Source organism: Streptomyces sp. NPDC104309 (assembly GCF_055584025.1).
This window is the reverse complement of sequence record NZ_JBVJMV010000007.1, coordinates 70912-96712: the sequence shown is the minus strand read 5'-3', so window position 1 is coordinate 96712 and position 25801 is coordinate 70912. Positions and strand designations below refer to the sequence as shown.

Here is a 25801-nt window from a genome sequence, read left to right as displayed (position 1 = left end):
ACCGCTAGGTATGCAAGCAGAATCACCGGGATTACCCTCGCGTAACGGCGCGCTGATTGGGGAGGCCCCGGTGTACAGCACGATGCAAGACGTACCGCTACTGATCTCGCGGATTCTGGCCCACGGGTCAACGATCCACGGGCGGTCGACAGTGACCACCTGGACAGGCGACGGCGAACCACACCGCCGGACCTTCGCCGAGATCGGCGCCCGCGCTGCACAGCTCGCCCACGCCCTGCGTGACCTCGGAGTTGAAGAGGGACATGCAACAGGAACGTTGATGTGGAACAACGCCGAGCACATCGAGGCGTATCTCGCGATCCCCTCGATGGGCGCGGTGCTCCACACGCTCAACCTCCGGCTTCCCGCCGATCAGCTGATCTGGATCGTCGAGCACGCCGACGACAAGGCCGTCATCGTCAACGGCTCCCTGCTGCCGCTGCTCGCGCCCGTTCTTCCCCATCTGACGTCGATCGAGCACGTGATCGTCACCGGGCCGGGCGACCGTTCCGTCCTGGCCGGCGCGACGGCGCGGGTGCACGAGTACGAGGAGCTGCTCGCCGGCCGCCCGACCAGCTACGACTGGCCCGAGCTGGACGAACGCCAGGCCGCCGCCATGTGCTACACCTCAGGCACCACCGGTGACCCCAAGGGCGTCGTCTACTCCCACCGCTCCGTCTACCTGCACTCCATGCAGGTCAACATGTCCGAGTCGATGGGCCTGACCGACAAGGACACCACGCTGGTGGTCGTCCCCCAGTTCCATGTGAACGCCTGGGGGCTGCCGCACGCGACGTTCATGTCCGGCGTCAACATGCTCATGCCCGACCGGTTCCTGCAGCCCGCCCCGCTCGCCGATATGATCGAGCGCGAGAGGCCGACCCACGCCGCCGCCGTCCCCACCATCTGGCAGGGGCTGCTCGCCGAGGTCACCGCCAACCCGCGCGACCTCACCTCCATGGCCCGCGTCACCATCGGCGGCGCCGCCTGTCCGCCCTCCCTCATGGAGGCGTACGACAAGCTCGGTGTCCGTCTCTGCCACGCCTGGGGCATGACGGAGACCTCTCCGCTCGGCACCATGGCCAACCCGCCCGCCGGGCTGACCGAGGAGCAGGAGCGGCCCTACCGCGTCACCCAGGGCCGCTTCCCGGCCGGTGTCGAGGCGCGCCTGGTCGGCCCCGGCGGCGAGCACCTGCCGTGGGACAACGAGTCGGCCGGTGAGCTGGAGGTGCGCGGCCCCTGGATCGCCGGGGCCTACTACGGGGGAGCGGACGGCGAGGCCCTGCGCCCCGAGGACAAGTTCAGCGAGGACGGCTGGCTGAAGACCGGCGACGTGGGTGTGATCAGCGAGGACGGCTTCCTCACCCTCACCGACCGGGCCAAGGACGTGATCAAGTCCGGCGGCGAATGGATCTCCAGCGTCGAGCTGGAGAACGCCCTCATGGCACACCCGGACGTGGCCGAGGCGGCGGTCGTCGCCGTCCCGGACGAGAAGTGGGGCGAGCGCCCGCTCGCCACCGTCGTGCTCAAGGACGGCGCCATCGCGGACTACGAGGCGCTGAAGGCCTTCCTCGCCGAGTCGGGCATCGCCAAGTGGCAGCTGCCGGAGCGCTGGACGATCATTCCCGCGGTGCCGAAGACGAGCGTCGGCAAGTTCGACAAGAAGGTGATCCGCAAACAGTACGCGGAGGGCGAGCTGGACGTCACCCGGCTCTGACCCCGGCCGGCCGGGACGCGACGAGGGCGGTACGGGGGAATCCCGTACCGCCCTCGTCGTACTCCCGGCCGGCCGCCGGTCAGTTCGTGCCGATCTTCGCGAGCAGGTCGACGATGCGCGACTGCACCTCGTCGCTCGTGGAGCGCTCGGCCAGGAAGAGGACGGACTCGCCCGAGCTGAGCTTCGGCAGCTCCGACCCGGTCATGTCGGCGGAGGTGTAGACGACCAGCGGGGTCCGGTTCAACTGCCCGTTGGCGCGCAGCCAGTCGACGATCCCGGCCCGGCGGCGACGCACCTGCATCAGGTCCATCACCACCAGATTGGGCCGCATCCGGGTGGCGAGCGTCACCGCCTCGTTGTCGGTGGAGGCCCTGGCCACCTGCATGCCGCGGCGTTCCAGCGTCTCCGTCAGCGCCAGCGCGATCTCCTCGTGCTCCTCGATCAACAGCACCCGGGGCGGATGCTGTTCGCTGTCGCGCGGGGCGAGCGCCTTGAGGAGCACGGCCGGGTCGGCACCGTACGCGGCTTCCCGCGACGCCTGCCCCAGACCGGCCGTCACCAGCACCGGGACCTCGGCGGCCACCGCCGCCTGACGCAGCGACTGCAGCGCCTTGCGGGTGATGGGACCGGTGAGCGGGTCGACGAAGAGCGCGGCGGGGAACGCCGCTATCTGGGCGTCGACCTCCTCGCGCGAGTGCACGATCACCGGCCGGTAGCCCCGGTCGCTCAGCGCCTGCTGGGTGGAGACGTCGGGAGCGGGCCAGACGAGCAGTCGGCGCGGGTTGTCCAACGGCTCGGGGGGCAGCTCGTCGTCGACCGGCTGCGGCGACGGACGGTTGGCGACCTCGACCGCGCCGCCCGGACCGTCCAGCGGCTCCGGCCCCTCGGCGCCCTCGTCGGGTGCGCCTATGGCGTACGCGCGTCCTTCGGCCTCCGGAGCGGAGAGCAGCTGCCCCGGGGCGGAGCCGGCCGATGCGCCCGGCGCGGGGCCGGACGGGGACGGGGCGGGCTGGGACGGCGCGGGATGCGGCAGCGCCGTCTGCGGGGCGCGCTCGCTCTCCGGCGGAGCGGCGAGCTTGCGGCGCCGCCCGGCGCCGCCGCCGAGCGTCTGGTTCTGCTGGTGGGCGATGTGCTGGGCGAACGGCACACCCTGCCCGAGCGTCCGGACGCTGAACGCGCGTCCCTGCGTCGAGTCCGACGAACCGCCGGGCAGCGGCGCCTCCGCGGGCAGCGGCTGCCTGCGCGCGTCCGGTCCGGGCACGTCGGTCCGCGGGCGGCTCTCCACGACATCGGTGCCGCCGGTGGACTCGGAGGTGCCCGTGACGGCAGTGGTGCCGGTGGTGTGCGTGGTCTGGCCGGCCGCGGGCCGGTCCGGACCGTCGCCGTCCCGGCCGTCGGGCAGATCGACGCCCTGCTCGCCGGGGTGGCCGGCGGGCCGTTCGTCGGCCGCCCCGGCCTGCTGCGGCTGCTGTGCGCTACGCGGTACGGCCTGCTGCTCCACCGGCTGCCCGACGGCCTCTCCGGGCTGCTGGGGGCCGTCGGCGTGCCGCGCCCGGCGCCGCCCGGTCGGTACGGGGTGCGCCTGGGGCGGTGTGTGGTCGTCGTCCGGCGTGACGCCCACGGCGTCGTGGCGTCCGGGCAGCGAGGCGTCCACGTCGGCGGCCGCGGACGGGGTCCGGTCGGCCTCCGCGGGCGGGAGGGCGAACGCGGTGCGGGGCCCGGACTGCTCGGGCTGAGCGGACCGCTCCTGCGCGGCCGCCAGTGCCCGCCGCGCCCGCCGCCCGCCCGGCTGCGGCACCGGAGCCGGGCCGTCACCGACGGGCGAGAGGCCCTCGGGTGCGGGTGCGGAAGCGGACGGGGAAACGGAAGCGGACGGGGAAACGGAAGCGGACGGGGAAACGGAAGCGGACGGGGAAACGGGAGCGGAAGGGGAACCGGAAGTCGGCAGGGCCAGCTGGTTCTCGCCGCCCTGACGTGCCCGGTGCCCACCCGCCGGCACCGGCGACGGCACCTCGGCCGGCACACCCTGAGGCGGCACGGCCTGCCCGCGCTGCGGACGGCCACCACCTCCCTGCGCGCCCTCCGCCGCGGTCACCACCGCACCCTCGGACGGCACCGGGGCCGCGGGCAGCGCCAACGCCTGTCCCGGCCCCTGCTGCCCGACTGCGCCCTCCCCGGGCCGCTGCCCCTGCCCCTGCGCGGGCGACTGGGTCAGCTGAGCCGGAAGGGCATGCCGATCACCGGTCTCGGCCGGACTCGGCCGCCCCCGCCTGCGCCCCGACCCCTCGCTCTGCTGGGCGGGAATGATGTCGTTCGCGCTCTGCGTACCCCGCGTCTCCTGCGAGCCCTGTGCCGCGGGTTCACGACGCGCCCGTCGCCGCCCCGTCGGCTCGGCCGCCCCGGTGTCACCGTCCCCGGAAGCCCCGGCCGCCGCTCCGGAACCACCCACAGGGCTCTCCAGGAACGCGTCCGTGGACGACCGCCGCGCGCGTCGCCGCCCGCCACCGGGCGCGCCCTGACCGGCCATCGGCTCCGGCTCGGGTGCGGGCTCCGGCTCGGGCGCCGGTGGCATCACCGTGCCCGAACCCGCGCCCAACGGCACTTCGAGGACGTAGGCGCTGCCGCTCATCCCCGGCACCTCGTGCGTCTGGAGCACACCGCCGTGCGCCCGGACGATCCCGCGCACGATCGGCTCGTGCACCGGGTCTCCCCCGGCGAACGGTCCACGCACCTCGATCCGTACGACCTCACCGCGCTGCGCCGCCGCGACGACGACCGTCGAGTCGACGTAGCCACCGCCCGGCACCACGCGGGCCTTGCCGGTCGAGTCGACGCCGGCGACGTCCGCGACCAGATGGGCGAGCGCGGTCACGAGCCGGGCCGCGTCCACCTCGGCCTCGATCGGCGGCGCGTGCACCGCGAACTGGGCGCGTCCGGGACCGATCAGCTCGACGGCCGCGTCGATTCCGGCCGTCACGACCGAGTCGAGCAGCACGTTCGTCTTGACCAGCTCCTCCGCACCGGCGTCCAGGCGCTGGTAGCCGAGCACATTGTCGACGAGGGTGGTCATCCGCGCGTAGCCCGCGGCCAGGTGGTGCAGGATCTGGTTGGCCTCCGGCCACAGCTGGCCGGCCGGGTCGGCGGCGAGCGTGGAGAGTTCGCCGCGCAGCTCCTCCAGCGGCCCGCGCAGCGACTCGCCGAGCACGGCGGTGAGCTGGGTGTGCCGGGCCGTCAGCGCCGCCAGCCGCTCGGCCTGCTCCTCCAGTTCGGCCGAGTACCGCTCGGCCCGGTCGGCCAGCTCCGTGCTGTGCCGTTCCGTCAGCCCGGCGATCTCGTCGGCGTGGCTCGCGGTCAGCCCGGTGACCTCGGCCCCGTGCTGCTCGCGAAGCTCCTCGTACGGCCTGCGGTCGGTGAACGTCATGACCGCGCCGACCAGCTGGTCCCCGTCCCGGACCGGCGCGGTGGTCAGGTCGACCGGTACCTGAGCACCGCTCTTGGACCACAGGACCTGCCCGCGCACCCGGTGCTTGCGGCCGGACCGGAGGGTGTCGGCGAGCGGCGACTCCTCGTACGGGAACGGCTCGCCCTCCGCCCGCGAGTGCAGGATCAGCGGATGCAGCTCCTGCCCGCCCAGGTCGCTGGCGCGGAAGCCGAGGATCTGCGCGGCGGCGGGGTTGACCAGGACGACCCGGCCGTCCGTGTCCGTCCCGACGACGCCCTCGGCCGCGGCCCGCAGGATCATCTCGGTCTGCCGCTGCGAACGGGCCAGTTCGGCCTCCGTGTCGACGGTGCCCGACAGATCCCGCACGACGAGCATCAGCAGCTCGTCACCCGTGTAGCTGCCGCCGTAGCCGCTCTGGAAGTCGTTGTACGCGGCCTGACCGTCCTCCAGGCTGGCGCTGGTGACCTCGACCGGGTACTCGTTGCCGTCGGTCCGCCGTGCGGTCATCCGCGTCGGCTTGGTACGGCCGCGGTCGTCGGCGGATTCGGGCCGGCGCATGGACCCGGGGATCAGCTTGGAGTCGAACTCCGGAAGCAGGTCGAGGAGCCCGCGTCCGACGAGCGCCGTGCCCGGCGTCTCGAACATTTCCAGGGCGATGGTGTTGGCGTTGACGACCGTGCCGTTGCAGTTGACGAGCAGCAGCCCGTCGGGGAGTGCATCGAGTATGGCTGCGAGGCGAGCAGTGCCTCGGGATGGCCTGCTGCTCACGACGACGCTTCCTCCCTGGTTACCGCACCTTGCCGACAGCGGGCCCCATCTTGCCTCGCGGGCCGCAGGCTGTCACGGAAGGAGTCTAAAGGCAGGGAAGGGGCGTGGGACGGCGGATGCGGGGGAGCTCTCACCAAGGTTCTGTGCATACGGTGTACGACTCCAGCCCGTCAGGTGTCGTTCGGGATGACCTGGGAAGGGATGCGGTCCCGCTCATCGGACGTTGGGGAGCACCGGCCGCAGACCGTTCCAGCGCGCGATCGCACAGCCGTTGGTCCGGTCGACGACCGTGTCGATGTTCCTCCCCCGCCAGCTCCCGGTGATCCGGGCGGTCGCGGGCCCACCGGACTGCTGGGTGCACATCGCGTCCCGGGGGACCGGGGCGAACGGGTCCGCGCCCTCGGCCGCCAGCTCGTCCAGTCGGTCGCAGGCCTGCCGCGCCGCCGGGTGGCTGCCGCCCGCGGGCCCGCACTCCAGCTCGAAGAACCCCTCGGCCGCGGGGTCACCCGCGCCCGAGACCGTCACCGTCAGCCGGGTGCGGCCGTCGTCCCCGTGCAGCAGCGGCAGCGGCAGCGGCAGCGGAAGAGGCGCGGCGGCCGCGGTCGCGGCCGGCACGGCGGCGGACAGCGCGGCGAGGGACACGACGGCGGTGAGGGCGAGGCGGCGCAGCATGTGGGCTCCTGTGCTCGTGCACTTCGACGGGAGGGACGGGACAGCCGGTGGAACGAAGGAACGGCGGAGGACGGCGCCTCCGTCATCACTAACGCTCCGCACGCCACGGCGTTGCGCAACCGCGGGTGCTTTGCCCTCGCGCCCGCCTCCCTAGTACCGTAGGTCGCGATTGGTGGCACGACGCTCGACTGTGTCATCATCTGCACGCACCACTCGCGCTCGCGCGGGGTGTGCTGGAGGCGTCGCCTAGTCCGGTCTATGGCGCCGCACTGCTAATGCGGTTTGGGTCTTAAAGCCCATCGAGGGTTCAAATCCCTCCGCCTCCGCTTTCCCACCGAAGCCCCGTGCCACTGGCACGGGGCTTCGGCCGTATCCAGACCCGAGCGGTCCGGATGTGGTCCCGGGATGGTGTGCGGCTCGTTCGGGCGCTCGGTCCGGCCATCGCCCGCGATGCCGCCAGACACGTCGTTTTCGCAGGTCAGAGGTGGTGTGGCTAAAGGATTTCGCGCTACGGCGCAGGTCATGTAATGTTGTTCCCGCAACGCCGACCAGGCAGAAAAGCCCGGAACGCACAAGCACTCGTAGCTTAACGGATAGAGCATCTGACTACGGATCAGAAGGTTGCAGGTTCGAATCCTGCCGAGTGCACAGCAAGCAAGAGGCCCCCGGAGAAATCCGGGGGCCTCTTGGCATTTCCCCGACCGCATCGGAATCCGGGAGTTCGCGCATGGGTTGGCAGTGCACCGGGCTTCGGTGGCCGGACGCGCGGGGGCTGCCCGTGCTGGGGTGGCGGCGGGGCGGGGCCGTACGGGTGAGCGCGCCGGCCTATGGGACGGAGCTCGGGTTCCGGGCCGTGGGGCGGCGGGGCTGTGTCGGGGCGCGCGGGAACGCGTGTCCGGTGGGGGCCGTGGTGTCGGGGCGGAGTACCGGGGCCCGGTGCCCGGAGTGTGCGCGGCTGGACCGGGCGCACTCGGTGGCCGCCGACACGATCGCGGACGACCCCCGGACGTACCGCGTGTATCTCGCCTGGTTCGGGCCGGGGATGGTGAAGGTCGGGATCACCGCGGAGGAGCGGGAGGCGGCGCGGCTGCGGGAGCAGGGGGCCGTGGTGTTCAGCTGGCTGGGACGGGGGCCGTTGATGGCGGCGCGGCGGACCGAGGAGCTGCTGCGGTCGGCGCTCGGGGTGCCGGACCGGATTCCGTACGCCGGGAAGCGGGCCGTGCGCGCGGCGCTGCCGGGGGCGGCGGAGCGGCGTGCCGAGGTGGCGGAGCTCTACGGGCGGGCCGTGGCGCTGGAGGGGGCCGGGTGGCCGGATTCGCTGGAGAGGTTGCCGTTCGAAGCGGTCGATCACGCCGGGGTCTTCGGGCTGGACGGCGCGGTCGAGGTGGCGTGGGCGGTCACCGAGTTGGTGGACGGCGGCGTGGTCGGCGGACGGCTGGTGGCGGCGGCCGGGCCCGATCTGCATCTGGACACGGTGACGCACGGGGCCGTGGTGCTGGACACCCGGCTGATGACCGGGTGGGAGCTGGCGGGCGCCGATCCGGGGGCCGGGGTGGATGTGCCGGTGGCCGACATCGGGGGCGGTGGAGTGCAGGGCGGGCTGTTCTGAGATCGTCGGGGGCGGACGGTGAGAGGGGTGCGAAGTGAGTGGTGACACCGACGACGTCGCGCGGTTCCGGGAACGGCTGGGGCTGCCCGGCATCATCGACGTCCATACGCACTTCATGCCGGAGCGGGTGCTGCGCAAGGTCTGGGCGTACTTCGACTCCGCCGGGCCGCTGACCGGGATGGAATGGCCGATCGAGTACCGGCACGACGAGGACGAGCGCCTCGCGCTGCTGCGGTCGTTCGGTGTGCTCCGGTTCACCTCGATGCTCTATCCGCACAAGGCCGGGATGGCGGCCTGGCTGAACGGCTGGGCGGCCGACTTCGCACGCCGGGTGCCGGACTGTCTGCACACCGCGACCTTCTTCCCCGAGGACGGCGTGGAGCGGTACGTGCGCGAGGCCGTGGAGGCCGGGGCGCGGATCTTCAAGTCGCACCTGCAGGTCGGCGCGTACGACCCCAACGACCCGCTGCTGGACCCGGTGTGGGGGCTGCTGGCGGAGGCCGGGATCCCGGTGGTGACGCACTGCGGCTCCGGGCCCGCGCCCGGCAAGCACACGGGGCCCGAACCCGTCGGCCGGCTGCTCGCGCGGCATCCGCGGCTGAGACTGGTCGTGGCGCACATGGGGATGCCGGAGTACGCGGAGTTCCTGGCGCTGGCGGAGACGTACCCCGAGGTGCGGCTCGACACGACGATGGCGTTCACGGACTTCACGGAGGGCCACGCCCCGTTCCCGGTGGCCGAGCGGGGACGGCTCGCCGCGCTCGGGGACCGGATCCTGCTGGGGACGGACTTCCCGAACATCCCGTATCCATACGCGCATCAACTGCACGCCCTGGAACGGCTGGAACTGGGGGACGACTGGCTGCGCGCGGTCTGTCACGGGAACGCGAGCGCGTTGTTCGCAGTGGACCGGCCGCCCGTGGACCGGCTGCCCTTGGAGGGGCGCTTGTGAACGGGCGCTCGTGAAGGGCTGCTTGCGACGGGCTGTTTGCGAAGGGGCGTTCGTGACGGGCCGGTCGCGAAGAGGCCGGTCGCGAAGGGCCGCTCCCTGACGGGTCGCTTTTCTCAGGGAATTCACAGAATCGGGAAAGGACCCTCTCAGAGGCGCCTCACAGGGTTGAGGCATGACGACGACCTCGCCCCTGGGGCGTACCGAACTACTGAGGGCGGACCGCACTCCCGTCCGTGTGCTGGTGGTGGACGACGAGGCTCCGCTCGCCGAGCTGCTCTCCATGGCCCTGCGCTACGAGGGCTGGGAGGTGCGCAGCGCCGGGGACGGTGCCGGTGCCGTCCGGATGGCGCGCGACTTCCGGCCCGACGTGGTGATCCTCGACGTGATGCTGCCCGACACGGACGGGTTCGCCGTGCTCGGCAGACTGAGGCGGGAGCTGTCCGAGGTCCCGGTGCTCTTCCTGACCGCGCGCGACGCGGTGGAGGACCGGATCGCCGGGCTCACCGCGGGCGGCGACGACTACGTCACCAAGCCGTTCAGCCTGGAGGAGGTCGTGGCGCGGCTGCGCGGTCTGATCCGGCGCTCCGGTACGGCGGCCGTGCGCAGCGAGTCGACGCTCGTCGTCGGCGATCTGGTCCTCGACGAGGACAGCCACGAGGTGAGCCGGGGCGGGACGTCCATCCACCTCACCGCGACCGAGTTCGAGCTGCTGCGCTTCCTGATGCGCAATCCGCGGCGGGTGCTGAGCAAGGCACAGATCCTCGACCGGGTGTGGAACTACGACTTCGGCGGGCAGGCGAACGTCGTCGAGCTGTACATCTCGTACCTGCGCAAGAAGATCGACGCGGGACGGTCGTCGATGATCCACACCCGGCGCGGGGCGGGATATCTCATCAAGCCCGGTGAGTAGACCGCTGCACGGCCCGGTCCACGGCCCGGTCCACGGCCCGCTGCACGGCCCGGTCCACGGACCCGTGCGTGGGCGCGTGGGCCGGCGGCGGGGGCCGTGGACGCTGCGGACCCGGCTCGTCGTCTCGGCGGTGACGCTGATCGCCGTGGTGGCCGCGGTCATCGGCTCGGTCACCACCATCGCCTACCGCAGCTACATGTACGGCAAGCTCGACGACCAGCTGAACGCCGTCGCCATGCGGGCCGGGAAGCCGCCCGGTGGCGGGGCGGGACCGATGCCGGGCGGCGCGCCGAAGAGCGACGACCCGCTGGCCTTCGTCGACGCGCGCGGGCTGCCCGTCGGAGCCTTCGGGGCCGTCGTGGCGGACGGTTCGGTCACCGAGTCGCGGGTGGTCGCGGAGAGCTCCACCACGCCGGATCCGGGGGCCGAGGACAACGGGCAGCCGATGACCGGGGCCCAGCAGAGCGCCCTGGAGGCGGCGGACATCCCGGCCGGGGACCGGGCGCGGAGCATCGATCTGCCCGGTCTCGGCTCCAACCGGGTGCAGGCCGTCGCGGGTCCGCACGGGACGACGATCCTCGTCGGCATCCCCGCCGCCGAGGTGCGCTCCGCCCTCACCACGCTGATCCTCGTCGAGGTCTGTGTCACCGGCGCCGGTCTGATCGCTGCCGCGATCGCGGGCGTCGCCATGGTCGGTGTCGCGCTGCGCCCGCTGCGCAGGATCGCCGCGACCGCGACCCGGGTCGCCGAACTCCCCCTGCACAGCGGCGAGGTGGCGCCCCTGGAACGGGTCCCGGAGGCCGAGGCCGACCCCCGGACGGAGGTCGGTCAGGTGGGCGCGGCGCTCAACCGGATGCTGGGCCACGTCGGTTCGGCGCTGGAGGCGCGGCAGGAGAGCGAGACGCGGGTACGTCAGTTCGTCGCGGACGCCAGCCACGAGCTGCGCACCCCGCTGGCCTCGATCCGGGGATACGCCGAACTGACCCGGCGCGGCCATGAGGAGACCGGCCCCGACACCCGGCACGCCCTGGGGCGGATCGAGTCCGAGGCGGAGCGGATGACGGGCATGGTGGAGGATCTGCTGCTGCTCGCCCGCCTGGACGCCGGGCGCCCGCTCAGCCGCGAGAGCACCGACCTCTCCCCGGTCGTCGTCGACGCGGTCAGCGATGCCCGCGCCGCCGGGCAGCGGGGGCACCGCTGGCGCCTCGACCTGCCGGACGAGCCGGTGACCGTGCACGGCGATCCGACCCGGCTCCATCAGGTGCTGGTCAATCTGTTGGCGAACGCCCGTACCCACACCCCGCCCGGCACGACCGTCACCGTACGGGTGCGTGCCGCGGCCGGCCGGTCCCCGGTGACGCTGGAGGTCCAGGACGACGGGCCCGGCATTCCGCCCCAGCTGCTGCCGCACGTCTTCGAACGGTTCGCGCGCGGCGACGCCTCGCGCTCCCGCCACGCGGGCTCCACCGGGCTCGGGCTCGCCATCGTGCAGGCCGTCGTCACCGCGCACGGCGGCCGGGTGGAGGTGTCCTCGGTCCCGGGGCGCACGGTGTTCGCGGTCCATCTGCCCGCGGAGCCTGGAGCCGGGTCCCCGGCCGCGCCGCACTCACAGCGGGAGGACAGGCTCAGCACACCGGCGTGACAGCGGAGTTGACGAATGTCGACGGCATGCGAACCGACACTCCCTGGAGCGCCCTGCCGGCCCGGGACCATCTCCTGGCCGGAGCGGTCGATGCGGCGGGTGACCCCGTACTCGACGTGGTGGTACCCGTCTACAACGAGGAGAAGGACCTCGAACCGTGTGTGCTGCGCCTGCACGACCATCTGGCGCGCACCTTCCCGTACGCCTTCCGGATCACCGTCGCGGACAACGCGAGCACCGACCGTACGCCGCAGGTGGCGGCCGGACTCGCGGCGGCGCTGCCCCGGGTGCGGTCGTACCGGCTGGAGGAGAAGGGCCGGGGACGGGCGCTGCGCACGGTCTGGTCGCACTCGGACGCCCCGGTCCTGGCGTACATGGACGTCGATCTCTCCACCGACCTGAACGCGCTGCTGCCGCTGGTCGCACCGCTGATCTCGGGCCACTCCGATCTGGCGATCGGCTCGCGGCTGGCCCGTAGCTCGCGGGTGGTGCGCGGATCGAAGCGGGAGTTCGTCTCGCGGGCCTACAACCTCATCCTCCGCTCCTCGCTGGCCGCCCGGTTCAGCGACGCGCAGTGCGGGTTCAAGGCCATCCGGCGGGACGTCGCGCAGCGGCTGCTGCCGATGGTGGAGGACACGGGGTGGTTCTTCGACACCGAGATGCTGGTGCTCGCCGAGCGGGCCGGGCTGCGCATCCATGAGGTGCCGGTCGACTGGGTCGACGATCCCGACTCCACCGTCCACATCGTGCGGACGGCGACGGAGGACCTGAAAGGCGTGTGGCGGGTGGGACGGGCGCTGGCGGTCGGCGCACTGCCGCTGGACCGGCTGGCCAGGCCCTTCGGGGACGATCCGCGCGACCGCGCGCTGAGCGGAGTGCCGGGCGGACTGGCCCGGCAGCTGGTCGGGTTCTGTGTCGTCGGCGCGCTCTCCACGCTCTTCTATCTCGTCCTGTACTCGCTCTTCCGGCTGGGCGCCGGACCGCAGATCGCCGGCGGCGCGCTGCTGGTGTCGGCCGTCGCCAATACGGCGGCCAACCGGAGGCTCACCTTCGGCGTACGCGGCCGGGGCGGAGCCGTACGCCACCAGGCACAGGGCCTGGTCGTCTTCGCCATCGGTCTCGCCCTGACCAGCGGCTCGCTGGCCGCGCTGGGAGCGGCGTCCGCATCGCCGTCGCACGGCACGGAACTCGCCGTACTGATCGCGGCGAACCTCGCGGCGACGGTGCTGCGGTTCCTGCTCTTCCGCGCCTGGGTCTTCCCGGAGCGCGCCGCCGCAAGCCCCGCGGCCACTGCGGCCCCCGTAGCCCCCGGAGCCTCCGTGGGGCCTGCCGCGCACGCCGACGACACCCATCACGAACGGGGGAACGCCCGATGACCACGCTGCGTCCCGACCGCCTTCCGGCCCCGCCCAAGGCCCCGACGCTCCCGCCCGCGGCACCGGCCGCCGGCCACGCCCGCCCGAACAGGCCCCTGGCGCACCGCGTGTGGCGCGGCAGGCCCGAGGACCCGCGCTGGGCGCGGCCCGCCTTCCTGGCGATGCTGCTGGTCATCGCGCTCGCCTACCTGTGGAACCTCAGCGCCTCCGGGTACGCCAACTCCTTCTACTCCGCGGCCGTCCAGGCGGGCAGCCGGAGCTGGAAGGCCTTCTTCTTCGGCTCGTTGGACGCCGCGAACGCGATCACGGTCGACAAGCCCCCGGCCGCGCTCTGGCCGATGGCTCTGTCGGTGCGCGTCTTCGGCCTGAACTCGTGGGCGATCCTGGTCCCGCAGGTGCTGATGGGGGTGGCCACGGCCGGGGTGCTGTACGCGGCCGTACGCCGGCGTTTCAGCGCCGCCGCCGGGCTGATCGCGATGGTGGTGTTCGCCCTCACGCCTGTCACCGCGCTGATGTTCCGTTTCAACAATCCGGACGCGCTGCTGGCGCTGCTGATGACCGTCACCGTCTACTGCGTGCTGCGCGCGCTGGAGCACGGCCGGACCAGGTGGCTGGTGTGGGCGGGTGTCGCGGTGGGTTTCGCGTTCCTGTCGAAGACCCTGCAGGCGTTCCTGATCCTGCCGCCGCTGGCCGTGCTGTACGCGGTGTTCGCACCGGTCCCCGTACGCAGGAGGCTCGGCCAACTCGGGCTCTCGGCACTGGCGACGGTCGTCGCGGGCGGCTGGTGGGTGGCGATCGTCGAACTCTGGCCGGCGTCGTCGCGTCCGTACATCGGCGGTTCGCAGAACAACTCCTTCCTGGAGCTGACCTTCGGCTACAACGGCCTCGGCCGGATCAACGGCGACGAGACGGGCAGCGTCGGGGGAGGCGGCGGCGGGGCCGGCGGTCAGTGGGGGGAGACCGGCATCGGCCGGATGTTCAACTCCGAGATCGGCGGCCAGATCTCCTGGCTGCTGCCCGCCGCGCTGATCCTGCTCGTCGCGGGGGTCTGGCTGACCTGGCGGGCAGGGGGGCACCTCCCCGGCATTAAGCGCTGGGGGAGCACCGACACCGCCCGTGCGGCGTTCCTCGCCTGGGGCGGTTCGCTGCTGATGACGGCGCTCGTCTTCAGCTTCATGGCCGGCATCTTCCACCAGTACTACACGGTGGCGCTGGCGCCGTACCTCGCGGCGCTCGTCGGCATGGGCACCACGGTCCTGTGGGAGGAACGGTCCAGGTGGTGGGCGCGCGGGGCGCTCGGTGTCACGGTCGTGGTGACCGCGCTCTGGTCGTACGTCCTGCTGGGGCGGACGCCGGATCACCTGCCGTGGCTGCGCTGGGCCGTCCTCGTCGCCGGTGCGGCGGGGGCGGCGGGCCTGCTGTTCGCCACGCGTCTCGGGCGCCGACCGGCGCTCGTGGCGGTGGGGGTGGGCTTCGTGGCATCGCTGGCGGGGCCGACGGCGTACACCCTCTCCACGCTGAACACCGGGCATCAGGGTTCGATCGTCACGGCCGGTCCGTCCGGGGCCAGTTCGATGGGCGGCCCCGGAGGCGGCGGCCGGGGCGGCCCCGGCGGAGGCGCCGCCGGCGGAATGCGGCTCCCCGGTACGGGCAGTCAGCAGGGCGGCCCCATGGGGCAGCCCCCGACCGGTGGTCAGGGCGGCCGTCCCCCGGGGCAGCAGGGCCAGGGCGGCAACCAGCGGGACGGTCAGCAGCCGGGGGCCGCGCCCGGCACCGCACCCGGCGGCATGGGCGAACGCGGTGCTCCCGGAGGCGACGGCATGGGCGGTCTGCTCAACGGCTCGTCCGTCAGCCCCGCGGCCGAGAAGCTGCTGGAGAAGAACGCCGGCGACTACACCTGGGTCGCCGCCGCCATCGGCTCACAGAACGCGGCGAGCTACCAACTCGCCACCGGCGAGCCGGTGATGGCGATCGGCGGCTTCAACGGCAGTGACCCGTCCCCGACGCTCTCCCAGTTCAAGAAGTACGTCGAGGACGGCAGGATCCACTACTTCGTCGCGGGCGGAACGGGCGGGGGCGGCGGCAACAGCGGCACCTCGTCCCAGATCTCCTCCTGGGTGGAGAAGAACTTCAAGGAGGTGACGGTCGCCAGCGCCACCTTCTACGATCTGACCCGGCCGAAGAGCGGCGCATAGGGCTCAGCGCCGCAGCAGCAGATCCGCGACGACCGGGCGGTGGTCCGAGGCGAGTGTCTCGGCCACCGCCGCGTCGCGCACCCGTACCGAATCCTTCGACACCGCCACGTAGTCGATTCGCTGCACCGGGTCCTGCGCCGGGTACGTCGGCCCGCCGGGCTCGATGTCCGTCAGCTCCTGCCACAGCGGGGCGAGTTCGGGTGCGGTCGGCGCCGCGTTGAAGTCGCCGAGCAGGATCTGCCGCACCCGCTGCCGGCCGGGGGCCTCGTCCTCGGCCATGATCCGGCGGGTGTCGGCGACCTGTGCGGTCCGTACGGACGGGTCGGCGCGGTAGTCGAGGTGCGTCACGTACACATGCACGGGCAGCCCCTTCACCCGCAGGACCACCTCGCCGAAGCCGGGCGCCGGGGCCGGTACCGGGTTCGGGTCCTGGGTGGAGAGCCGGGTGATCTCGTGGTTCTCGGCGCTCACGATCCGGTATCTGGACAGCACCGCGACCCCGAACTCGCGCCGGGGCGCACCGGGGGTCACCGGATCGAGGCGGTAGATCGGGGCGAACGAGACCCGCATGTGCAGCCGCTCGGCCAGCTCTCCCGCCAGATCGCGCCACTCGCTGCGGGTGCCCCAGTGGGCGTCGACCTCCTGCAGCCCGATCACATCGGCGTCCAGCGACCGCAGTTCGGCGATCTGCCGGTCGAGGTCGAAGACGTTGTCCATGCCGGCGCCCGCATGGATGTTGTACGTGGCCACGCGCAGCGGCACCGTGTGCTCCTGCCCGGCGGCCGATGCGGGAGGCGCGAGGGCGGTCCCCAGCAGGCCCGCTGCGATGAGCACTTCCACCGTACGACGACGCAGTGACATACCACTCCAGTCCTTGTCGGATCAGCGGCGAGCACGGTATCGCGCGGAAATGAGTTGTACACCGTACAGGGGCAGCTATACGGTGTACGTCTCTTACTCGTACACCGTATAAGACCGACCGGCACATGGGGTGCGACGCCGCCGCCCATGTGCCGGTCGGTCCAAGGCATCAGGAGTCCGCATGACGGCGACCGCCGCCGAGCAGAGTCACCTCTCGCCACCGAGCCATCCGCAACGCTGGCTGATCCTCGGTGTCATCTGCCTCGCCCAGCTCACCGTGCTGCTCGACAACACCGTTCTCAACGTCGCGATCCCCTCCCTCACCCGGGAGCTGGACGCCTCCACCGCCGATGTGCAGTGGATGATCAATGCCTATTCGCTGGTCCAGTCGGGCCTGCTGCTGACGGCCGGCAGCTCCGCCGACCGTTACGGCCGCAAGAAGATGCTGGTCGCGGGGCTCGCCCTGTTCGGCGTCGGTTCGCTGGTGGCCGGACTGGCCCAGTCCTCCGCGCAGCTGATCGCCGCCCGTGCGGGCATGGGCATCGGCGGTGCGCTGCTGATGACGACGACCCTGGCCGTCGTCGTGCAGATCTTCGACGACTCCGAGCGGGTCAAGGCGATCGGCATCTGGTCGACCGTCAGCTCGCTCGGCTTCGCCGTCGGACCGCTGGTCGGCGGAGTGATGCTCGACCACTTCTGGTGGGGCGCGATCTTCCTGATCAACATTCCCGTCGCGGTCATCGGCCTCGCGGCCGTCGTCCGGCTCGTACCGGAGTCCAGGACCCCCAGCAGCGAGCGCCCCGACCTGCTCGGCGCGCTGCTCTCCACCATCGGTATGGCATCCGTCGTGTACGCGATCATCTCCGGCCCCGAGCACGGCTGGACGTCGGGCCGGGTGCTGCTGACCGCCTTGGTCGGAGTCGCCGTCCTCAGCGGATTCGTGCTGTGGGAGCTGCACATCCCGTACCCGATGCTGGACATGCACTTCTTCCGGAACCAGAAGTTCATCGGGGCCGTCGCGGGCGCGATCCTGGTCGCCTTCGGGATGGGCGGCTCGCTGTTCCTGCTCACCCAGCAGCTGCAGTTCGTCCTCGGCTACGGACCGCTGGAGGCCGGTCTGCGTACGGCTCCGCTGGCGCTGAGCGTCGTCGCCCTGAACCTCACCGGGCTGGGCGCCAGGCTGGTGCCCAAGCTGGGTACGCCGGTCACCATCGCGGCCGGGATGAGCCTGCTGGCCGCCGGACTCGCCGCGATCGCGCTGCTCGGCGGCAACGGCTACGGCGGCATGCTGCTCGGCCTGGTCGTGATGGGCGCGGGCATCGCACTCGCCATGCCCGCCATGGCCAACGCGATCATGAGCGCCATTCCGCCGGAGAAGGCGGGCGTGGGCGCCGGGGTCAACGGCACGCTCGCCGAATTCGGCAACGGGCTCGGGGTCGCCGTGCTCGGCGCGGTGCTCAATTCCCGGTTCGCGGCGCTCGTGCCGGCGGCCGTCGGGGCGGCCTCGCTGCCCGCCGCGCTGGCCTCGGCCACCGATGCCGGCGAGCGGGTACGGATCACGGACGCCTTCGCCTCGGGACTGGAGACCAGCCAGCTCGTCGGGGCGGTGGCGGTGCTGGCCGGAGGCCTGCTGGCCGCGGTGCTTCTGCGCCGTGCCGAGCGGGCAGAATCCGCGCGGGCGGCCTCGGCCGGGGTCGAGGCCGCGGCATAGCATCGAGGCGGGACGTATCGGATCGTATGAATCCGCTTCATGCGTACGTGTACGCGTCCGATCCGTCCCTCCGGCAAGACGAGGAGAGTGCCATGGTGTCCGCGGCCGATCGTGTGAAGAACCCTGCCAGGACCAGTGTGTGGCTGGATCAGCGGACACCGTCGCGCGCCCGCAAACCGGACCAGCCGGCCGGTCTGGACCGGGAGAGGATCACCGCGGCGTCGGTCCGGCTGCTGGACGCCGAGGGCCTCGCCAAGTTCTCCATGCGCCGGCTCGCCGCCGAGCTGGACGTCACCGCGATGTCCCTCTACTGGTACGTGGACACCAAGGACGATCTGCTGGAGCTGGCCCTCGACTCGGTCTACCGCGAGATAGCGCCCCCTCGGGAGGACGCGCACTGGCACGACCGGCTGCGCGAACTGGCGACCGCCTACCGGCACCTGCTGATCCGGCACGTCTGGGTGTCGCCGCTCGCCGGGCACTTCCTCAACATGGGCCCGCACTCGATGCTGTTCTCGTACGCCATCCAGGACGTGATCCGGGCGACGGGCCTGCCGCTGCACCAGCAGACGGGGGCGCTCTCCGCGGTCTTCCAGTTCGTGTACGGATTCGGCACCATCGAGGGCCACTTCGTGCAGCGCAGTGCCGACTCGGGGATCAGCCAGGACGAGTTCTTCCGGCAGGCGCTGGGCGCCATCCGGAGCCAGCCGCAGCTCAGCCGGATCGTGGAGTCCTCGCAGGACCTGATGGAAGCCCGCGGCGGCGACACGGTCGAGGAGATGCGCGAGCGGGACTTCACCTTCGCCCTGGACCTGCTGATCGCCGGTATCGAGACGATGCGGGACCGCTGAGACCTCGCCCGTCGCTCAGTACCCGCGCCCCACATCCACGGCCGTGTCCGGGACCCGCCCCTGCGCCACCGCGTCCCAGCACGCCGCGAAGTCCGTGACGATGTCCTCGTCCGCGGTGATGCCCGCGGAGTGCGAGGTGATCACCGTGCGGGGCAGCCGCCAGCAGGGGTCGCCCGGCGCGGCGGGCTCCTCGGGCAGTACGTCGAGCACCGCGCGCCCCACCGCACCGGAGCGCAGCGCGGTCTCCAGCGCCCGCATGTCCACCGTTCTGCCCCGGCCGACATTGATGAACGTGGCGCCGCCCATGCCCGCGAACCGGTCCGGGCCGAAGAAGCCGTCCGTCGCGGTGGTCAGTGGCAGCGTGGAGACCACCCACCGCGCGGAGGCGAGCGGCCCCGCGTCCTCGCCGGCCCCGACGACCCGGTCGAAGCCCGCCACCGCCGTGCGCGCCCCACGTGCCACGCCCACGGTCCGGATGCCGCATCCCCGCAGCAGAGCGGCGACGGCCGAGCCGATGCGGCCGGTGCCGTAGATCAGGGCCGTCCGGCCGGCCGCGAGTTCGGAGGGGATGCGGTGCCACTCGGCCCGTGCGTGCTGGGCGGCGAACTCGGGGACGGACTGACAGTCGGCGAGCACCCAGGCCAGCACGTACTGCGCGATGCGTTCGCCCATGCGGCCCACCGTCCGGGTGAGCAGCGCGCCGGAAGGCCACGGTCCGGCGGCCAGCAGGGCGTCCGTACCGGCGTTCACGCTGTGGAACCACAACAGCGACCCGCTCCGCAGCGCGTCCGGCAGTGTGGCGCCGACATAGACGAAGGGCTCGTGCGGCGCCGTGCCGGAAGAACCCCGGTGTACGGGGCGGCCGGTGATCCGCTCCAGTTCGCGGACGACAGAGGCGTCCACCGTCGGCGCGGCCAGCAGCCGGGCCCGCGCGAGCGGGCCCGGCGCCGGAACCCGCTCATGCGTCGGGGAGGGCACGGGGAAAGTCGTCCGGGAACGGCCGTCAGCCGCCGGACGCCAGGTGGGCGGGGAAGCCGCCGGTGGCGATCGGACCCCACCGCTCCGGAGTGATCCGGATGATCGACTTCCCCTGCTTCACCATCGCCGCCCGGTACTCGTCCCAGTCCGGGTGCTCCCCGGAGATGTTCCGGAAGTACTCGACGAGCGGCTCGACCGAATCCGGTGAGTCGATCACCTCGGCCGAACCGTCGATCTGCACCCACGGCCCGTTCCACTCGTCCGACAGGACGATCACGCTGACGCGCTCGTCCCGTTTCGCGTTGCGGGTCTTGGCCCGTTCGGGGTAGGTCGAGACGACGATCCGGCCGGAGTCGTCGACACCACAGGTCAGCGGGGAGCCCTGGGGGCGGCCGTCGGACCGGGTGGTCAGCAGGATCGCCCGGTGCCTGGGCCGTACGAAGGCCAGCAACTCGTCGCGTTCCACAGCGGTGTTCGTCGCGATGTTCGGTGCCATGTCCGCAGACTACGACGGCAGGGACTCACCCTGCACGGCCTGGATGTCGAGCTCCACCCGCAGCGTCGTACCGATCGCCGCGATGCCGGCCTGCACCACCTGGTTGTAGTTCATGGCGAAGTCCTCGCGGCGCAGCTCCGCCGTGGCGTTGAACGCCGCACGCACCCCGCCCCACGGGTCCGGGCCCGTCCCGAGGTAGCTCAGGTCCAGGTCGACCGGGCGCACGACACCGCGCATCGTCAGCTCGCCGTGGACCTGCCAGCGGTCCGGGCCCGCCGGGGTCAGTGCGTCGGAGCGGTACGTGATCTCCGGGAACCGGTCGGTGTCCAGGAAGTCCGGCGAGCGCAGGTGCTTGTCGCGCATGGCATTGCCGGTTTCGATGCTGGCCGCGTCGATGACCGCGTCGACCCTGGACCGCTCGGCGTCCTCGGCGATCTCGATCCGGCCGCTGAACTCGGTGAACCGGCCGTGCACGCTGGAGATCCCCAGGTGCTGCGCGACCGCGGCCACCGAGGAGTGTGCCGGGTCCAGCGACCAGGCGCCCGGCGGCGGCAGCTCCACACCGCCCTGGCGGGCCAGCACCACCGTGCCGGCCTCGACCCGCCCGCTCGCCGTGACGAGGGCGGTGGAGGCGGCGGGGGCGTACCCGACCGCCGTGACGATCACCGTGTACGCGCCGGCCTGCAGGGGAGTGTCGGTCCGCACCGCCCCGTCCTCGTCGGCGGTGGCCCGCAGCACCTGCGTGCCGGTCATGTCGGTGACCGTCACGACCGCGTGCTGAACCGCCCAGCCGTCCCGCGTCCGTACCTGTGCGCGAAGTCCCATCCCGTTTTCTCTCCTTGCTCAATGACTCAATGAGTCGGGCCCCGGGGCGGGGACGGCAGGCCGTCCCCTGCCTGCCGTCCTCGCCACCGGGGCCCATTTCCACCGGCCGGTACAGCGTCTCCGCTCGGGACGCCGACCCGCCAGGGGTCTGTGATCACGACCTCGACCGAGGTCGTTACTCGCCGGGGTGGGCGAGCTCGATGTCGTGGCCGTCGACCCCGCGACCGGCCACGGTCAGCGCGCCGGCCACCGGCGGGTAGCCGGTCGCGATGACCGAGTACTCGCCCGCGCCCAGGTCGGCGAAGGCGTACGCCCCGTCCTCCCCGGTCGTCGAGGTGGCGACCACATTGCCCGCCGCGTCGACCAGCGTGACCCGGGCGTCCGGCAGCGGCCGACGGCCGGCTCCGGCCCGTACGACACCCTGGACCAGCGCACCGGACTGCAGTGCGGCCTCGATCCGGGTGACGCCCTGGCCGCCGATCTCCACCGGCAGCGCCAGCGGACGGTAGCCGGCGGCGTTCACCGCGACGGTCACCGAACCGGGGACCAGCTCACCGAAGGTGAACTCGCCCGCCTCACCGGACTTGCCGGTGGCCAGCACATCGCCGCGCACATCGGTCACGATGACCATCGCGCCCTCGACCGGGGCAGCGGTCTCGGCGGTCCGCACGGTCCCGGCCAGGCCGCTCGTACCGGAGAGCAGGATGTCGTACGCGAGCGGCTCGTCACCGACGACCACCGTGGACGCCTGCGGCTGGAAGCCGTCGGCGGACGCGATCAGGACGTAGCTGCCGGAGCCCGGCGCGTCCAGGCCGTAGCTGCCGTCGGCCTGGGCGACGGAGCGCCCCAGCTGCCGGCCGGCCAGCGAGATCAGCGTGACGGCGGCGCGGGCGACGGGTGCGCCCTCGGCGCCCCGCACCACACCGTGCACGGCCGTGCCCTGCAGGGTGGCGACCGGGGCCTGAAGCGTGTCGACCGCGGTGCCCCCGGCCGTTCCCTCGGCGACGTGCGCCACAGCGGCGGCCGGAGCTGCGACCGGCTCCTGGGCGGGGACCTCGGCCGTGGCCGGGGCGGCGTTCGCGGAGCTCGTCCTCAGAGGGACCTCCTTGATGAAGATCGTGACCAGGAAGGCGATCAGCGCGGCCGGGGCGGCGTACAGGAAGACATCGCCGACACCGTGCCCGTAGGCGCTCTCCATGACGGTACGGAACGGGGCGGGCAGCGCGTCCAGGTTGGGGATGCCCCCGCCGCCGGTGCCGCCGTGGCCCATGGCCTGGCCCTTGGGGCCGAGCTCCGCGAGACCGTCCTTGACGTAGTGGGTGACGCGGTTCGCCATGACGGCGCCCAGCGCCGAGACGCCGATCGCACCACCGAGGGAGCGGAAGAAGCTGACGACGGAGCTGGCCGAGCCGAGGTCGGACGCGGCGACCTGGTTCTGCGTGGCGAGCACCAGGTTCTGCATCATCATGCCGATGCCGAGACCCATCAGGGCCATGAAGATCGCGATGTGCCAGTAGGCCGTGTCGTACCGGATGGTGCCCAGCATCCCGAGCCCGGCGGTGACCAGGAAGCCACCGCTGACCAGCCAGGCCTTCCAGCGGCCGGTCCTGGTGATGATCTGGCCGGAGACCGTCGAGGCGATGAACAGACCCGTGATCATCGGGATCGTCATGACACCGGACATCGTCGGCGTCTTGCCCCGCGCCAGCTGGAAGTACTGGCTGAAGAAGACGGTGCCCGCGAACATCGCGATACCGACGAACAGCGAGGCCAGCGAGGCCAGCGTGATGGTGCGGTTGCGGAAGAGGCGCAGCGGGATGATCGGCTCGCTGGCCCGGGACTCGGTGAAGACGAAGAGCAGCGCGAGGATCACGGAGCCCGCGAGCATCACGCCGGTCTGCCAGGAGAGCCAGTCGTACTTGTCGCCCGCGAAGGTCACCCAGAGGAGCAGCAGCGAGACGGCGGCGCTGATGAAGAACGCGCCGGTCCAGTCGACCTTGACCTCACGCTTGACGACCGGGAGCTTCAGGGTCTTCTGGAGCACGATCAGCGCGATGACCGCGAACGGCACACCGACGTAGAAGCACCAGCGCCAGCCCATCCAGCTGGTGTCCGTGATGACACCGCCGAGCAGCGGGCCGCCGACGGTGGCGACGGCGAAGACCGCGCCGAGGTAGCCGCTGTAACGACCGCGCTCACGCGGGGCGATCATCGCGGCCAGCACGATCTGGGAGAGGGCGGAGAGACCGCCGACGCCGATGCCCTGGACGACACGGCAGGCGATCAGCATGCCGCTGCTGGTCGACATACCGGCGACGATCGAGCCCGCGACGTAGATGATGAGGGCTATCTGGACCAGCAGCTTCTTGCTGAACAGGTCGGAGAGCTTGCCCCACAGAGGGGTCGTCGCGGTCATCGCCAGCAGCGAGGCCGTGACGACCCAGGTGTAGGCGCTCTGGCCGCCGCCGAGGTCGGAGATGATTTCCGGCAGAGCGTTGGAGACGACCGTCGACGACAGGATCGCGACAAACATGCCGAGCAGCAGCCCGGCCAGTGCTTCCATGATCTGCCGGTGTGTCATCGGCGCGCCGGACGAGGAATCGGCTGATCCCCCGTGCTTGGCGTGGCCGCCCCGCACACCGGTCGGTGTGGTCGTAGCCATTGAGTTCCTTGTCTTTGCTTCTGTTACACGGGTGTACGGGTGTGCGAGTCGTCGTCGCTGTCGGCGTGCCGGGGGCGGCAGTCGCCGCTGTGCTTTCCGGGAGCGCACCCTCCGGGGCCGCGACAGGCGAAGCTGTCGCGCAGCCGGGCCAACAGCGCGTTGAGCTGTCCGACCTCGTCGTCGGACCAGTCGGAGAGGTTGTGGACGAACATTTCGGTGGTCCGACGGTTCAGCTCACTGAGCACGTCGTCTCCGGCGGGGGTCAGCCGCAGGATGCGGGACCGCTTGTCGGCCGGGTCCGAGGACCGTTCGATCCAGCCGTGTTCCGCCACATGGGCCACATGACGGCTGGTCACCGACATGTCGACGTCCAATAGTTCGGCCAGTCTGCTGATGCGCATCTCGCCGTGCTGATGGAGAAGAGCCAGCACGGCGGCGGAGCCGGCAGGACATTCGGCGGGCAGGATGCGGGCGAGACCCCGCTTGACGGCCCCGACGGCGCTGAGCTGCCGGGCCAGTTCTTCGTACTGACTCCGTGCGGCCACGGGACCCCCAGACATCTCACCGGTTCATCTTGTTGCTTAGGGCAACCATAGAGTCGTTGGTTGCTGCAGGCAAACGAAAAGGGCCTTGCATAAGTAAAGGAACGCAAAAGGCTGCGTAGGGCCCGAGTCAAAGGCCCAGCGTGTGGGGTGCGGGTCGTGACGGGTGTGGTTCGCGCCACAGGTGGGGCGGCGGGGTGTCCGTTTCGAGGTGTGCGCCGGGCGGCCGGTCCACCATCTCCGGGTGCCCGCTCCCCGCGACCGCGGGACGCCTGTTCCGTATATACGGGTGCGGGGCTTCCGCCTGTGAGGGTGCCGGGCTTTCACCTGTACAGGTGCGAGGCTTCCGCCTGTGAGGGTGCGCGGCGTCCTCCCCTCCTTCGTCGGCCGCCGGCTCCGGTCCGGACCCTTCAGCGACCCGGGGGTTGGGCCCCAACGCCGAGTTCGCTAGGGTCCTGGCCCATGGCACACAACCCCCATGCCCCGCAGGGCCCCGAGGGCAACCACGACCCGGCCGGCAGCACCCAGATGTTCCGCGCCTTCGTCGACGACGGCGAGCCGCAGCGTCGGCAGCAGCCGGCCACCTCGTCCGGACCGAGGACCGGGCTGATCGTCACCGTCGTCGCGGTGATCGTCGTCCTCGCGGCGGTCGCCTGGCTCGCGCTCGGCTGACCCGGCGCACCAGCTCCTCCCTCACCCGTACCTTCCGCTTCCACCCGTCACTTCAATACGGCGGTGACGTCCCGGGTCTCGACATGCATGCCCAGGGGCACCCGCCAGGCGTCCACGCAGACGGTGTACGTCTTCGTCCGGGCCGCTCCCGCGCCGATCGGCGCGGGCAGCGGCGCCGACGACTCGACGGTCGCCCAGTCGATCCCCAGCCCACCGATGATGTGCGTGGCGAAGGTGACGGTCCCCGCGTCCGCCGGTGATCCGCCGGTGTTGCGGAACGTGACAGTCACCTTCTCGCACCAGCGCTCGGACGCGGCCGCCCGCTCGGGGGCGCCCGCCATCAGCACGGCAGGCCCCGCGGGCGCGGTGGGCCCGGGTGCCGACGGGGTCGCGGGGTCCGTGGGGCCGCTGCCCGGCCCGCCCGATCCGGACGCACCGCCGCCGCCGTCACCGCTGCCTGTACCGCCCGTGCCGGAGCTGGATGTGCCAGGAGCGCCGGGTGGCCGGGCGGACCCGCCGCTCGCGCCGCCGGTCCGTCCGGCGCCGTCGCTCCCGGTCGTGCCTCCGGAGCCGTCTCTGCCGGGTGCACCGCTGGAGCCGTCACCGCCGGGAGAGGCGCCCGGCGCGGGCCCGCCGCCGTCGGCCCGGCCTCCGGTGCCACCGCCGGCCCCCGTGCTCGTGTCGTCCCGGTCCAGCGGTACCAGGGTCACCTTCCCCGACGGTGCCACCGCACCCGTCGGAGCCTTCCGAGGGCCCGCGTCCGCCGCGCCGACCGCCACATAGCCGTCGTCGTCGGCCGTCCCGCCGCAGGCGGCCAGCGCGCCGCCCAGACACAGCACGACCGCCGAGGCGGCGATCACGGTGCCCCGGCGGCCGGTCGAGTCGCGTATCTGACGTCGCATCGCGCCAGTGTGGCTGAC

General features: G+C 72.2%; 19 protein-coding genes and 2 tRNA genes. 12 read left to right on the top strand and 9 right to left on the bottom strand.

The window, feature by feature from the left end:
• Positions 1–70 precede the first annotated feature (70 nt).
• The gene (locus ACZ68L_RS12635; RefSeq protein ID WP_469576531.1) at positions 71–1717 is read left to right on the top strand and encodes a long-chain fatty acid--CoA ligase; all 1647 of its coding nucleotides are present in this window, start codon (positions 71–73) and stop codon (positions 1715–1717) included.
• Between the two features lie 79 nt (positions 1718–1796).
• Here the strand turns inward: ACZ68L_RS12635 and ACZ68L_RS12630 are convergent, their stop codons facing one another.
• Positions 1797–5927: a hybrid sensor histidine kinase/response regulator gene (locus ACZ68L_RS12630; RefSeq protein WP_469576529.1), complete on the bottom strand. Its 4131-nt coding sequence runs from the start codon at positions 5925–5927 to the stop codon at positions 1797–1799.
• Between the two features lie 213 nt (positions 5928–6140).
• Positions 6141–6599, bottom strand: a complete 459-nt coding sequence (locus ACZ68L_RS12625) for an SSI family serine proteinase inhibitor (protein ID WP_469576528.1) — start codon at positions 6597–6599, stop codon at positions 6141–6143.
• Positions 6600–6834: 235 nt separating this feature from the next.
• Between ACZ68L_RS12625 and ACZ68L_RS12620 the strand changes: the two genes are divergently transcribed.
• From ACZ68L_RS12620 to ACZ68L_RS12585, 8 genes are all read left to right on the top strand, one after another.
• Positions 6835–6925 (top strand) — tRNA-Ser (locus ACZ68L_RS12620).
• 249 nt (positions 6926–7174) lie between these two features.
• Positions 7175–7247 (top strand) — tRNA-Arg (locus ACZ68L_RS12615).
• Positions 7248–7326: 79 nt separating this feature from the next.
• Entirely contained in the window at positions 7327–8208 is an 882-nt protein-coding gene (locus ACZ68L_RS12610; RefSeq protein ID WP_469576526.1) for a DUF2797 domain-containing protein, read from the top strand.
• A 34-nt stretch (positions 8209–8242) separates the two neighbouring features.
• Complete coding sequence (locus ACZ68L_RS12605; protein WP_469576525.1) at positions 8243–9160, top strand: amidohydrolase family protein; 918 nt, start codon at positions 8243–8245, stop codon at positions 9158–9160.
• 172 nt (positions 9161–9332) lie between these two features.
• Positions 9333–10070: a response regulator transcription factor gene (locus ACZ68L_RS12600; protein ID WP_469576524.1), complete on the top strand. Its 738-nt coding sequence runs from the start codon at positions 9333–9335 to the stop codon at positions 10068–10070.
• Between the two features lie 64 nt (positions 10071–10134).
• Positions 10135–11712: a sensor histidine kinase gene (locus ACZ68L_RS12595; protein WP_469576891.1), complete on the top strand. Its 1578-nt coding sequence runs from the start codon at positions 10135–10137 to the stop codon at positions 11710–11712.
• A 26-nt stretch (positions 11713–11738) separates the two neighbouring features.
• Positions 11739–13088, top strand: coding sequence for a bifunctional glycosyltransferase family 2/GtrA family protein (locus ACZ68L_RS12590; RefSeq protein ID WP_469576523.1), 1350 nt, complete (start codon positions 11739–11741; stop codon positions 13086–13088).
• On the top strand, positions 13085–15283 hold the full coding sequence (locus tag ACZ68L_RS12585) for an ArnT family glycosyltransferase (protein ID WP_469576522.1): 2199 nt from the start codon (positions 13085–13087) through the stop codon (positions 15281–15283). The genes ACZ68L_RS12590 and ACZ68L_RS12585 overlap by 4 nt, the downstream gene beginning before the upstream one ends.
• A 3-nt stretch (positions 15284–15286) precedes the next feature.
• Here the strand turns inward: ACZ68L_RS12585 and ACZ68L_RS12580 are convergent, their stop codons facing one another.
• The gene (locus tag ACZ68L_RS12580; protein ID WP_469576521.1) at positions 15287–16144 is read right to left on the bottom strand and encodes an endonuclease/exonuclease/phosphatase family protein; all 858 of its coding nucleotides are present in this window, start codon (positions 16142–16144) and stop codon (positions 15287–15289) included.
• A gap of 181 nt (positions 16145–16325) precedes the next feature.
• Here ACZ68L_RS12580 and ACZ68L_RS12575 point away from each other — a divergent pair, with 181 nt between their 5' ends.
• Together ACZ68L_RS12575 and ACZ68L_RS12570 are read left to right on the top strand one after the other, a co-directional pair.
• Positions 16326–17855 (top strand): MFS transporter, encoded by a 1530-nt coding sequence (locus ACZ68L_RS12575; protein WP_469576520.1) that lies wholly within the window; start codon positions 16326–16328, stop codon positions 17853–17855.
• 92 nt (positions 17856–17947) lie between these two features.
• Positions 17948–18706, top strand: coding sequence for a TetR/AcrR family transcriptional regulator (locus tag ACZ68L_RS12570; protein ID WP_469576519.1), 759 nt, complete (start codon positions 17948–17950; stop codon positions 18704–18706).
• 15 nt (positions 18707–18721) lie between these two features.
• On the opposite strand, the gene ACZ68L_RS12565 is transcribed toward ACZ68L_RS12570, so the two are convergent.
• The 5 genes from ACZ68L_RS12565 to ACZ68L_RS12545 all read right to left on the bottom strand — a co-directional run bounded on the left by ACZ68L_RS12565 (position 18722) and on the right by ACZ68L_RS12545 (position 24212).
• Complete coding sequence (locus tag ACZ68L_RS12565) at positions 18722–19684, bottom strand: NAD(P)-dependent oxidoreductase (RefSeq protein WP_469576517.1); 963 nt, start codon at positions 19682–19684, stop codon at positions 18722–18724.
• Positions 19685–19709: 25 nt separating this feature from the next.
• Positions 19710–20180 (bottom strand): PPOX class F420-dependent oxidoreductase, encoded by a 471-nt coding sequence (locus ACZ68L_RS12560; RefSeq protein ID WP_469576516.1) that lies wholly within the window; start codon positions 20178–20180, stop codon positions 19710–19712.
• 9 nt (positions 20181–20189) lie between these two features.
• A complete protein-coding gene (locus tag ACZ68L_RS12555; RefSeq protein ID WP_469576515.1) occupies positions 20190–21005 on the bottom strand; it encodes a YceI family protein in 816 nt (271 codons plus the stop codon).
• Positions 21006–21180: 175 nt separating this feature from the next.
• Positions 21181–23586, bottom strand: a complete 2406-nt coding sequence (locus ACZ68L_RS12550) for an MFS transporter (protein WP_469576890.1) — start codon at positions 23584–23586, stop codon at positions 21181–21183.
• A 104-nt stretch (positions 23587–23690) separates the two neighbouring features.
• The gene (locus ACZ68L_RS12545; RefSeq protein ID WP_469576514.1) at positions 23691–24212 is read right to left on the bottom strand and encodes a MarR family winged helix-turn-helix transcriptional regulator; all 522 of its coding nucleotides are present in this window, start codon (positions 24210–24212) and stop codon (positions 23691–23693) included.
• 459 nt (positions 24213–24671) lie between these two features.
• On the opposite strand from ACZ68L_RS12545, the gene ACZ68L_RS12540 reads away from it, so the two are divergent.
• Entirely contained in the window at positions 24672–24881 is a 210-nt protein-coding gene (locus tag ACZ68L_RS12540) for a hypothetical protein (RefSeq protein WP_469576513.1), read from the top strand.
• A 47-nt stretch (positions 24882–24928) separates the two neighbouring features.
• Here ACZ68L_RS12540 and ACZ68L_RS12535 read toward each other — a convergent pair whose 3' ends face one another.
• Entirely contained in the window at positions 24929–25783 is an 855-nt protein-coding gene (locus tag ACZ68L_RS12535) for a hypothetical protein (RefSeq protein ID WP_469576512.1), read from the bottom strand.
• Positions 25784–25801 lie beyond the last annotated feature (18 nt).